Genomic DNA, 11,886 nt, shown 5'->3' on the forward strand with positions numbered 1-11,886 from the left:
AAATATTCATAAATTTACCGATATGATATTTGGATCAATTTGCATTTTTAAACTCAGCTGTGCAAAGTTTTTAGCAGGCTGTTTAATAGATCGGCAATAAATTGAATCCGCTTTTCAGCTTCCTCCAACATCACCATCACTTTTAAACGCTGTCCACCATCCATACGGAAATAGGTCGGATGTTTTTGCATCATTTGAATGATGCTCATGGCTTGCACAGGTGTATCTGGTGAAAATTCGATATGACCGCCATTTGTACCAATATCAATTTTAGTGATGCCCAACTGCTCTGCTTTTAAACGCAGTTGATGTACAGCAAATAATTGTTTCACCGCTTGTGGTGGAATACCAAAACGGTCAATCAACTCCATACGGATATGATCAAGCTTTTCTTGAGTATCGGTATTACTAATGCGTTTGTAGAACAATAAGCGCTGATGCACATCGCCCAAATAATCATCTGGAATTAAAGCAGGCATGTGCAGGTTGATTTCTGCAGTTAAAGACAATGGTGCATCGAAGTTAGGAGTTTTACCCTTTTGAATGGCTTTGGTGGCTTTTTCCAGCATTTCCATATACAGGCTATAACCAATAGCTTGCATTGAACCGCTTTGTTGCTCACCCAGTAATTCGCCCGCACCACGAATTTCCAAGTCTTCGGTTGCCAGCATAAAACCTGCACCCAAAGTTGAGGCACGCTGAATCGCATCCAAGCGTTTTTCAGCATCGCCTTTTAAGCCCTTAATGGAAGGTACCAGCAAATACGCATAAGCTTGGTGATGCGAACGTCCAACACGACCACGTAATTGGTGCAACTGCGCCAATCCGAGTTTATCTGCACGTTCAATTAAAATGGTATTGGCATTTGGAACATCAATCCCTGTTTCAATAATGGTTGAGCAAACCAACACGTTATATTCTTTATGATAAAACTGCTGCATGACTTGCTCTAATTCACGCTCGCGCATTTGCCCATGCGCAACTGCAACCCGCGCTTCTGGTACCAATTCACGAATGGTTTCAGCACTACGCTCAATGGTTTCCACTTCATTATGCAGGAAATACACCTGACCACCACGTAACAATTCACGTAAAATGGCTTCTTTCACCGTATCGCCTGTATGCTCTTGCACAAAGGTTTTCACCGCTAAACGACGTGCAGGCGGTGTGGCAATAATAGATAAATCGCGCATACCACTAAATGCCATATTTAAGGTACGTGGAATTGGCGTTGCGGTTAAAGTCAACATATCAACATCGGCACGCAACGCTTTAATACGTTCTTTGTCACGTACACCAAAACGATGTTCTTCATCGACAATCATCAAGCCTAATTGCTTGAACTGAATATTTTCTTGTAGAATTTTGTGCGTCCCAATCACAATATCGACTTTGCCTTCTGCTAAATCTTCAATGGTTTTTTGATGAGATTTGCTTGAACCAAAACGCGACAAGACTTCAATACGCACAGGCCAATCGGCAAAACGGTCTTTAAAGGATTCATAATGCTGTTGTGCCAACAATGTTGTTGGAACCAATACAGCAACTTGCTTGTTGTTCTGTACCGCGACAAATGCAGCCCGCATTGCGACTTCAGTTTTACCAAAACCGACATCACCGCAGACCAAACGATCCATTGGTTTTGCCAATTGCATATCATGTAAGGTCGCTTCAATTGCATTAGCTTGATCTAAGGTTTCTTCATAAGCAAAGCCACTGGCAAATTGCATATAAAGACTATGATCCAACTCAAAAGCAAAACCCGGTTTAGATTGACGACGTGCCTGAATATGCAGTAATTCTGCTGCCACATCGTGAATTTGTTCCAACGCTTTGCGTTTGGCTTTATTCCATGCATCTGTGCCTAATTTATGCAAAGGCGCAAGGTCTGGATCACCACCGCTATAACGGCTGATTAAATGCAAATTGGTAACAGGTACATACACTTTTGCAGCATCGGCATAATCAAGTTGTAAAAACTCATGCTCTTGCTCATCAATATTTAAAGTAATTAAACCTGCATAACGCCCTACGCCATAATCAATATGTACCACAGGTGCACCAATGCTTAACTCGGTCAAACTGCGAATTAAAAACTCTTCAGAAACTTCCTGCTGACGTTTACGACGGCGCTGCACCACACGATGTTCATACAACTGATTTTCTGAGATTACACTCAATTGATCTTGAATGACCAAGCCGCGATCTAAAGGTGCATTGGTAATCGCAATGGCTTGTAAAGACTGCTGAAATGCCTCAAAACTCTCCACTTGTGGAATTTCACCCAAAGCGGCACGCAACGCATCTTTTAAGGTTTCACGACGACCTGCACTTTCTGCCACCAATAAAACAGGATGATTGGCCGCATCAATATATTGCTTAACGGCATGAAAGGGTTGTTCTTGTTTAGGATCAACCGCCAAACATGGTGGTACAAGTGTGCTTAAGTTCACTACACCTGCTTTTTGCTCAAAAGCTTCGGGCGATGCAATCACACGTCCAAATTGATTCAGTTGTTCTAATAATTGATTTGGTTGTAGGAATAATTGCTCAGGCGGCAAAATCGGCTGTTCGATGTTATGACGTCTGTCCTCATAACGATACAGCACATCTTTCCAAAATTGAGTTAAACAGTCATCCACCGCCTTATCTGTAATGACAATGCAATGCTTTGGTAAGTATGAAAGTAATGTATTTTGACCTTCAAGCTGTGCTTGAGTGAAGAATAACGGAAAATAAAACTCTAAACCAGGCGATGCAATGCCTTCTAACACATCCTGATACACAGGGTTCTTTTTCGGGTTTGCCGTTGGGAAACTTTCTGCATAGCGGTCACGGAAAATCGCACGACCTTCTTTTAATGGAAATTCTTTGGCGGGTAAAACCGTAAAATTCTGCAAACTTTGGGTGGTACGCTGCGTTTCTGGATCAAAAAACTTTAAGGTTTCAACTTCATCATCAAATAAATCAATACGGATGGGTGCTTCCTGTCCCGAAGCATAAATATCCATAATACTGCCACGCACAGCAAACTCACCATGATCATAGACTGTATCGACCAGATGATAGCCTGCTTGTACCAAACGCTGTTTTTGTTGTTCCAAAGCAAACTTTTGCCCAACACGAATATCGAAATGCTCGCCTAACACCCATGAGGTTGGTGCAACACGTTGTGCCAAAGTGGTTGCCGAAACCAACAATACACCTTGCTGCGGCATATTGGATAAAATCGCCAAACGCTCCGACACAATATCTTGATGCGGTGACAAGCGGTCATAAGGCAAAATTTCCCAATCGGGGAAAATAGTCGGTTTTACCCCGTAAAATTCTAATTCGCTTTCTAACTGCGCCAAATGTTGTTGATTGCGCGCGACAATCACAAATAAATGCTGATTCTGCTGACCAATTTCTTTAAATAATAATGCTGCGGCGGAACCTTGTAGATTACCAATCCAGCGTTTTTCGCCAGCTTTCAGTTGTGCTAAATTGAGTTGGGAAATTTCGTGTTGGAACATGTATATAGCTTTAGGGTCTAAACAACATGGGGCTTATACTAGCACGATGAATTGACGGTTTTACGTAATTTTTTCATCCACCATTACAGCGTATTTAATTGCAAAATTTTATAAAACAGCGAGCTTTAAAGTTTGATACACACGCCTCTTTACTTTTGATCACGTAAAAACTGTCGATAATAATCATTCAATTTTTTAACAATCGCTTTAAATTCCAGTAAGTTTTCTTCGGTATTACCAAGCATTGTGTTAAAACGCTGTTGCGCAATTTCCAGATCAATTTTTTCATTGATAATCATAGCTGTAGAATACAGCTGTGCCAAATCATCAAACTGCTGCATACGGCGGTTGGATAAATAATTTAAACGCTCTGCCAAAACATCGTTAAGCAAAATACCATCGACAATATAGCCTTGTTCCGCATCCCATTGAATATTCTGTGCTTCTAAATAGGCAATTTCTTCGAGATTGGCTTTATTTTTAAACAACCCTGTAAGTTTGCTGAACATTTTGAACCTATAAATTGGCGAAATCAAAGTGAATGCTGCAGAGTTTAAATGCTTCACTAAAATAGATGCAACTGATCAGGGTGATTTATGCTCCCCTGATGTTATAAGTCAGTGTTTCAACCCCACTTTGCTTAGGCTATTTATAATGATGCATATTTTGCATCCTGCCAAATGCAAAAAAGCATCTTGAAGATGCTTTTATAACAATCAAAAAATGACTTAAAGCTTATTTGCCATAAGTTTGCTGTAAATACTTCACAATCTTGGCCGATTCAAAAAGCTGAGTCTGGGTATTTGGATCGATTAAAAATGGGACTTGAATATTATCACCCATAACTTTTAATACCTGCTCACGCTTACCACCTGCCAGTGGCACATATTTACCCGGTTTTAAACGTAATTTTGCCAAGCCTTGATCTTGCCAACGCTCTTTGGCTACATTATGAAATTTGAATGGCAACTCCAGTTCAGTCAATACACCACGTACTACACGTATATAAGGACTTCCCTCAAAACCCCACAGTTCAATCAGTTGTTCAGGTGCAGCGCGCTCTACAATTTTCTGGTTAATCCACACACCACGTGCACCATTCAATAACGTGCCTGCAAGTGCAACATAAGGAATTTTAGGAAAATGCGCGTATTTTTTTGGCGTTTTTCCACTTTTGCCATAATGTTTGAATAAATGATGAATGATCTGCTGTGATTCATAGAGCTGATCACCTGTATTTTCATCAATTAAAAATGGAAACTGAGTTTTACCACCCAGTTGTTTCACCAAAGGTCGATATTTTGTGCCGCCTTTGGGGCATGGATAAACCTCATAATCCAAATTTAACAAGGTCATGACTTCGCGTACACGACGGCAAAATGGTGAACCTTCAAACTCATATAACTTTAAGGCTTTTTCGGGTTGCTTGGGAAATGCTGTCCCATTCACACCGCGCCCACCTTCGGTAAGCATAGATGCCATTGCCTGAATGACTTTAATTTGATGATGCACCATTTTGTTTTCCTTGTGATGTGCTCAGCAATTTGATGGCTGTGCCATCAAACCGCTTATAAATCGACCAATTTTCCCTTTGCCACAATAATACCGTTGTTATCGGCATAGACATAATCGCCCGAATTAAAAGTGACTTGTCCGAAATGCAAACTCACATCCACTTCACCCACGCCTTTGCGGTTACTTTTTTGTGGAATTGAAGCCAAAGCATGTACGCCTAAATCAAGTGCTGCAATTGCATCGACATCACGTACACAGCCGTAAATGATCACGCCATTCCAGTGATTTTTCACTGCGGATTCAGCAATCAAGTCACCCATTAAGGCACAGCGCATAGATGCCCCACCATCTACCACCAAAACTTTGCCTGTGCCATCGGTTGCCAATAACTCTTTTACACGTGAGTTATCTTCAAAGCATTTTACAGTCACAATTTGACCACCAAAAGTTTTACGTGCACCGTAACTTTTGAAAAATTTACCATCCAAAGATGGAATCACCACTTGAAGGTCATGTTCTGGATGGTCATCTAATAAGTCACAAGTTACGAATGGTACTGTAGACACGTTGTTCCCCTTTTACTTGGTTTTTTGTATTTGTAAATTATCATAAATTTGAAATTTATGAATTTGCGATTGCGCTGCCTCGACCATAGTATGAGCCACTTGCGTAGCACTTACTGGCTTATATGTAAAATGATCGGGAATAAATCGTGATATTTTAAGATACAGCTTTTGTCCTAAATCTTCTAAACGCCGTTGTTCGTTGCGCTCACCCAATAATAAAGATGGACGCAAAATTGATACTTTGTCTAAATCCAAACTTTCAATATATTGTTCTAGCTCACCTTTGACACGATTATAAAATACGGCTGATTTGGCTTCTGCTCCCAAAGCACTGACCAATATGTAATGCGTACCCTTCGCCTGCAATAATTCGGCAAAATGTGCATTGATGGTATAGTCCACAGCATAAAATCCCTGCTTTGAGCCTGCCTTTTTTAAGGTTGTGCCTAAACAACTGAATGCATGACTATAACCGCTCACATCTTCATCATTGAGCAATAAAAAGTCTTCGAGGAGTAACGTCTGGACTTTTTCTAAGCGATTTAATTCCGAGCAAGGTCTACGCAAAACAACGGTGATATTTTTACATTCAGGCAGCTGATTAAGCTGTTTGACCAATTGCTGCCCAACTAAACCATTCGCACCAATTACAATTGCATTTTGAATAGAATTTGTCATTTTTTAAACAATCTCTGAGGCTTAAAGCTAATCTACCTGTTTCTTTCTGATTTTTCTGCAGCTAAAATGTTGTCAAAGCATGTCAAGACTTGACTTAACTGTCTAGTTTCATCAAAATATGGCACTTGTTTACGGGCTGGTGATAATTCTTCTGATGTTGGTTTTCGGAAGTAATTGCAGCCCGCCCAGACCAATCTATTTCAAGGAGTGCACGAGTGGCAAACTCTGCTCAAGCTAGAAAACGTGCTCGTCAAAACGTTAAAGCACGTAAACACAACGCAAGCTTACGTTCTATGGTTCGTACTTATTTAAAACGCACAATCGCTGCTATTGCTGCAGGTGATTATGCGGTTGCTACTGAAGCTTACAAAAAAGCTGTTCCAGTAATTGACCGTATGGCTGATAAAGGCATCATCCATAAGAACAAAGCAGCTCGTCATAAGAGCCGTTTAAACGCTCAAGTTAAAGCTTTAGCTTCTAACTAAGTGTTAAACAAAAGAAGCCCGTTAAGGGCTTTTTTTGTGCCTGCTGTTTCGATAATTTATCAAATTAAGCAATCTTTAGTTTCTGCACGCCAATTACATCACTTCAAATACACCTGCCACCATAAAATAAAAAACACCTCCTGAACTGGTCAAAAGGTGTTTTAAATTAATGAAGATGAATAATTCAGACGAAGAATTATTTCAGCATCAGTCGTAAATTTTGTGGACTTAAATAAGCCAGTTGCAAACTGTTATTAGCCTTTAATTGCGTCCATTGCTGATTCGCACCACCTGTGCAACCATAACGAATTAAACGCGCGCGGTTTTCTTTTAGGTAGCCATGCTCTAAATCAAAGCACTGATTCCCCTGACGAATCGTTCCCGAAGCTGTGTGCATTTCCCAGACCTGACTGTCTTTAGATGTACTGCAGCTTGCAAGTGAGACCACATTGCCGTTGTTGGTTAAGCACTGATCCATTTCTGCTTTGCTGTGAATACGCCCCAAACCATCATAAATCCACTGCTCAGTTGCATCGCCTGTACAGCCACTTGCTCCACTAATGTAAGCATTTTTCTGACCACTCGCCAAAGTTTCAACTTTCAAACAGTTATTTCTGTTTTTCATTAGTGTTGCTTCAGCCACAATATTTTCATTGCCTAAACCCAATCGCTCCACAAAATTGTGCAATGCTGTTTCCGCTTCAGGCTTAGTCTTTTCTAAATCGGCACGATAAACATTCATCCAGCGGTTTAAACGATAAATCGTATTTTGCTGTTGTTCATAACGCTGTAATTGTTGCTGTGCAGTTGCACTTAGCTCTTGACGATAATCTGCATAAGAATCATACAATAGTTGTGCAGCAGGTTTTAAAGCCACCACAGCTTGACTGGCTTGCGCTTCCAACTGCTTCTGAAAATCAGGCATTTCAACTTTTCTTAAAGCTTCATAGCCATGTGTACGACCAATTTTTACCGCAGGTTGAATACTATCGCTATATTGCGGAATATTCAGTGTCGATAATAACTTCTCGGCATGATTGGCTTTTTTACAGTATAAATTCACCTGTTTTGGCTGCTCAGCAAGTGCTAAATTGACATGCAGTTTATTGGCATTGCTGGTCATACGGTTAGGTGCCAATGCCACGTTCTGATTACGATTGGCATATTGAACATCTAACCAACATGCGGCATTTTCAGCAGCACGATTTACCCCAGGTAAATTATAAACATTACCCCAGTTACTGCGTGCAGCAGGATACAACACACCTTGCTGAGTTTCAGGATCATATCCGCCAATAATAGTAATTACAGGCACACCAAATAAGCGCGGTTTTAAATAGTAACCATCGGCACTGTTGTACCAAACCTGATTGGAGCTTGGTACTTTTGGATAAACCACTTCCATTTGGCGTGTGTCTTTATTCCAAATTTTATAACCACTTGGTGAGCTTTCATCCCAAACATGTCGCGCCCCAAAGTGGGGTTGAATCCGAATATGGGTACTGTAACCCGTGTAATGGGTATAACGCGAAATGCTACTGTTGGTTGCACCACCTGACATCGCATCCCAACTATAAGCATATTGTTTCAGGAAGTTAGGCACACCATTTTTGCCATCACCCAAGTTTCGAGTATGCCACGCTAAGTTACCGCGCATTTTATTACGATACGCAATATAGCCCCAACCGCTGTCTGCATGGTGTGCAGCCCAGAACATATTTTCACCTTGTGAACCCGGATAATGCCCTAGACCATAATGATGTCCAATTTCATGGCTGAACTCGTTGCCCACAGAATCATACAGGGTCAACATACCATTACCGCCACTTAAACCATGCGTTTGATCACCATTTGTATATTTACCTCGTGCATGATGGGCAATTACAGTTTGTGTAAGTTGTGGCTGTTGCTGACTTTGCATAGAGGCACTGGTCACACCCCAGTTGGCTAAGTTAATTCCCACACTAAAGGTCGATTTTGCAGTATTTTCCCGCATGTCCCCCGAATAGACACCACCTTCACCCGCACTTTGGGTATCGTAAATCGTGCCGTTGGCGACCATCACTCGATCTAGCTGAATGTCATCATATTTTGCCACGGTCATTTGTGCCGCAGGAATGGTTTGGAAATAATCGGTACCCGCTTTTTCAGGCTCTAATAACATATAATGCCCGCCCGATTTCGGTGGTGCAGTTAGTAGACCAATACGAATATTGTTGAGTACCAATTCACCCGGTGCTGCAAAATCAATTTTTTCTGCGTCAAGTGCACCACTACGGTTTTTAGAATCAACCAAACGCAGCTTTAAACTGGGACGTACTTCATCCCAATTTAATTTAGCCGACCACGCACGCTTACTATACAACACCTCAGCACGACCATCTTGATTGCTCTGGTCTGAAGCAGGAATCTGGGTTGGATCAAGTAAAGCAACACGACGTAACAAGCGTTCATTTTGATACACTTCAAGCTGCAAAGTGTCGATATTGTCCATGCCCTGATTTGGTGTAACCAATAATAATGCTTCTTTTTCTGCGGTCAAACGTGGCATTTTTTTCGCCTCGTTACCATTCGGATCAACCACATGCCCTTGAGCAAATTGAATCATTGCCTGAAAATCACCTTCTAAATCATTACGCACTTCACGTGATTCAGAATTGGCGTTGTAATCATAAAACCCAAGTGCCGATTGATTGATGACATCTTGTGTAGGTTCAGGGTAAGGATTAGCCACATTACCCACAGGTGGTTGCTGAGGAATTTCCAATGGTGTTGGATTTTCTTGATTTGAATTCCCAGCGGCCTTCCCATCGCCACCACCACCACATGCAGCAAGCATGGATGATAATATACATACACTTAATAGACTAAGCGAAAACCGAGTCACACTTTTCATTATTTATTCCACCCCAATGTCAATTTATGACAAAAAATATAAAAATAAACACATATTTTTCAATGGCTTGTATTTTTATATTAAATAGATGTATAAAATTATGCAATTCTCAAGTTTCATATCGCTTTATATTTTCAACACAATTTTATTAATTTTTCTTTATAAAAATCAGCGAATTTCTAAAGCAGCACACAGATTGATAGACAATATTTGATCGAGTTTGCGCTCACAACTGCATAAAATGAAGGAAAAAAAGAGAATAAAATTTGAATTATTTTTTTTAATTTCTGACAGACGGTATTCTATCGTACTGAATGGATAGCACTAGAATATGCGTTCAATTTTCTGCTTAAACTTTCTGACGAAATTGCGAGATATCTAAAGTGTGAATCTGACCGCGCCAAATCCATTTTAGCTTGGATTCTAAAAACTCATCACCTTCAAACCAAACGAATAAACCTTCCATCATGTCTGGCCAATCGGCTTGCGTGACTTCATTACGTCCAGAAATCACCGCGATAATTGCAGCTAAAATCGTATCATGACTCACAGCTAAACTCAGTCCGTATTGGTTGGTTGGATGGGTGTTATAAATCAGCTCAAGGACATCCACGACACCATGAATCGGATGTTTCATGCCGGGCAAGGCATTATTCACAAAACTATTAATAAAGCCTAAAGCACCCTGTTTCTGAAAATATGGGCCTGCCTGTTTGATATCAAGTACAAAGCTTCCTGGTTCCACCAATAAACCTTGTTCTATAATTTCAATGTGATGGGTATTGGGTTCGAGGGTAATGCCATCTGCCCCACGAATCATTAAAGCAGCCGTATCGACACAACGCTGAATAGGACTTGAAATACAGTGTTGAATCACCCGATCTGTATTTCCAACCAAGTAGCCTCCCCATGCTTCGGCTAAATCGCGACCTTGTTCGGTCAATTGTAAATTATAGCCAGCCAAACCCTGACCAACGACAATTTCACGAATAGAATGACGGGTAAACAAAGTCACAGGCGTCTGAGCATCAGGCAATAAATCAATTGCTTTAAGCATACTTGCAGGGAGTAGTTCTAATGCCATGATCTAGCCAAAATTTTAACTTGGTTGCTTGACACTATACCATGTTCAGCACTTTGCTCAATCTGACTTCGCCATAAGTCCAAGTGCTTGTAAGGCAATCTGTTTCATCTGCGTATTTTTATAGGCGATAAAACCACCATTTAACAATGTATCGCGCTGATTATATAAAAATGCCCGCCCCTGAAAATCGACCAATCCACCACCTATTCGTTCCAATAAACATTGTCCTGCACTGGTGTCCCACTCAGAAGTCGGATGAAAACGTGGGTAAATATCGACACGATCTTCCAAAATCATGCAGAATTTATAAGCACTACCTGCTTTTAGTTCTTCAAAATTGGTCAACTGCGCCAAGCTTTTTAAATAGTCTGCATAGTGTGATTTTTTTTGACTACTGTGGCTTAATCCAATTTTTAGAACTGAAGATGTTACCGTGGGTTCAGACTGATAGAGATACCATTGCTGAGTTAAAATATGATATTTCAATGGCATACCCTGTTCAGGACAAAAATAAATAGTTTGCTCGCCTGGTACTGCAAGTACTGCAAAAGTTGTTTGCACACCACAAATTAAACTTAAATTAATGGTAAATTCAGGACGTTGATGTAAAAACTCTTTCGTGCCATCTAAAGGATCAAGCAACCAAAATTGCTGCCATTGCTGACGTTGGTCTTGCTCACCTTCTTCGGACAACACAGGTAAATTGGAGATTTTTGCCAAAGCCTGCATTAAATAATAATTGACTCGATAATCGGCTTGCGTAACAGGAGAATCATCGGTTTTCTTTTCTACATCAAAAGCAGCACCTGAACAATAATCTTGAAATTCCTGATTTAAAATTTCACACGCCTGCTGCACGATTGGCAATAACTGTAAAATTAAAGTATGCGTTGGCGCCTTTGTTTTTATAAACATAACTATCCTTTTTAGACTGTATCTAAAGGTCTAATTTTTCATTACTTTCATAAAAACATTGTAATAAAATTTACGGCTGATGCGTAGATAAAATTTAGTGGCTAGATAAGTTGACAAAAATAACTAATCATGCGAAAAAGTTTTTTTAGTTAACAGATGTTCACACATGCCTCGAATTGTTTCTGTACCACTTAGTTTAGAACAGCGAGAACGACTCATTTTTCTGGCCAAG

Annotated in this window: 9 protein-coding genes and 1 pseudogene; 2 read left to right on the plus strand and 8 right to left on the minus strand. The window is 40.4% G+C overall.

The window, feature by feature from the left end; translation table 11 throughout:
* Nucleotides 1–53 precede the first annotated feature (53 nt).
* From mfd to FTT70_RS11360, 5 genes are all read right to left on the minus strand, one after another.
* Nucleotides 54–3,515, minus strand: coding sequence for a transcription-repair coupling factor (gene mfd / locus FTT70_RS11340; RefSeq protein WP_180168631.1), 3,462 nt, complete (start codon nt 3,513–3,515; stop codon nt 54–56).
* A 149-nt stretch (nt 3,516–3,664) separates the two neighbouring features.
* Nucleotides 3,665–4,024 carry a hypothetical protein gene (locus FTT70_RS11345; protein WP_004976663.1) on the minus strand — a complete coding sequence of 120 codons (360 nt, stop codon included), beginning with the start codon at nt 4,022–4,024 and terminating at the stop codon, nt 3,665–3,667.
* A gap of 226 nt (nt 4,025–4,250) precedes the next feature.
* The gene (locus FTT70_RS11350) at nt 4,251–5,030 is read right to left on the minus strand and encodes a glutathione S-transferase N-terminal domain-containing protein (RefSeq protein WP_180168632.1); all 780 of its coding nucleotides are present in this window, start codon (nt 5,028–5,030) and stop codon (nt 4,251–4,253) included.
* 53 nt (nt 5,031–5,083) lie between these two features.
* The gene (rraA, locus tag FTT70_RS11355) at nt 5,084–5,596 is read right to left on the minus strand and encodes a ribonuclease E activity regulator RraA (protein ID WP_179997450.1); all 513 of its coding nucleotides are present in this window, start codon (nt 5,594–5,596) and stop codon (nt 5,084–5,086) included.
* A 12-nt stretch (nt 5,597–5,608) separates the two neighbouring features.
* Nucleotides 5,609–6,274: an NAD(P)H-binding protein gene (locus tag FTT70_RS11360; RefSeq protein WP_131261459.1), complete on the minus strand. Its 666-nt coding sequence runs from the start codon at nt 6,272–6,274 to the stop codon at nt 5,609–5,611.
* A gap of 215 nt (nt 6,275–6,489) precedes the next feature.
* On the opposite strand from FTT70_RS11360, the gene rpsT reads away from it, so the two are divergent.
* On the plus strand, nt 6,490–6,759 hold the full coding sequence (gene rpsT / locus FTT70_RS11365; RefSeq protein WP_004976669.1) for a 30S ribosomal protein S20: 270 nt from the start codon (nt 6,490–6,492) through the stop codon (nt 6,757–6,759).
* 196 nt (nt 6,760–6,955) lie between these two features.
* Here the strand turns inward: rpsT and FTT70_RS11370 are convergent, their stop codons facing one another.
* From FTT70_RS11370 to FTT70_RS11380, 3 genes are all read right to left on the minus strand, one after another.
* Nucleotides 6,956–9,598, minus strand: a complete 2,643-nt coding sequence (locus FTT70_RS11370) for a M66 family metalloprotease (RefSeq protein WP_257229404.1) — start codon at nt 9,596–9,598, stop codon at nt 6,956–6,958.
* A gap of 406 nt (nt 9,599–10,004) precedes the next feature.
* Nucleotides 10,005–10,739: a histidine phosphatase family protein gene (locus FTT70_RS11375; protein WP_004976677.1), complete on the minus strand. Its 735-nt coding sequence runs from the start codon at nt 10,737–10,739 to the stop codon at nt 10,005–10,007.
* A 57-nt stretch (nt 10,740–10,796) separates the two neighbouring features.
* Nucleotides 10,797–11,654 (minus strand): 3'(2'),5'-bisphosphate nucleotidase CysQ, encoded by an 858-nt coding sequence (locus FTT70_RS11380; RefSeq protein WP_131261461.1) that lies wholly within the window; start codon nt 11,652–11,654, stop codon nt 10,797–10,799.
* 166 nt (nt 11,655–11,820) lie between these two features.
* Between FTT70_RS11380 and FTT70_RS13735 the strand changes: the two are divergent.
* Nucleotides 11,821–11,886, plus strand: a pseudogene (locus tag FTT70_RS13735) (helix-turn-helix domain-containing protein); the annotation flags it as partial.

It is taken from the genome of Acinetobacter sp. YH01003 (assembly GCF_013420525.1).
In the GTDB taxonomy this organism is placed as follows: domain Bacteria; phylum Pseudomonadota; class Gammaproteobacteria; order Pseudomonadales; family Moraxellaceae; genus Acinetobacter; species Acinetobacter towneri.

What these genes read in the sequence shown, in the direction of transcription:
- mfd (WP_180168631.1), bottom strand. Translation starts at nt 3,515, where the DNA reads ATGTTCCAACACGAAATTTCCCAACTCAATTTAGCACAACTGAAAGCT.
- FTT70_RS11345 (WP_004976663.1), bottom strand. Translation starts at nt 4,024, where the DNA reads ATGTTCAGCAAACTTACAGGGTTGTTTAAAAATAAAGCCAATCTCGAA.
- FTT70_RS11350 (WP_180168632.1), bottom strand. Translation starts at nt 5,030, where the DNA reads ATGGTGCATCATCAAATTAAAGTCATTCAGGCAATGGCATCTATGCTT.
- FTT70_RS11360 (WP_131261459.1), bottom strand. Translation starts at nt 6,274, where the DNA reads ATGACAAATTCTATTCAAAATGCAATTGTAATTGGTGCGAATGGTTTA.
- FTT70_RS11370 (WP_257229404.1), bottom strand. Translation starts at nt 9,598, where the DNA reads ATGCTTGCTGCATGTGGTGGTGGTGGCGATGGGAAGGCCGCTGGGAAT.
- FTT70_RS11375 (WP_004976677.1), bottom strand. Translation starts at nt 10,739, where the DNA reads ATGGCATTAGAACTACTCCCTGCAAGTATGCTTAAAGCAATTGATTTA.
- FTT70_RS11380 (WP_131261461.1), bottom strand. Translation starts at nt 11,654, where the DNA reads ATGTTTATAAAAACAAAGGCGCCAACGCATACTTTAATTTTACAGTTA.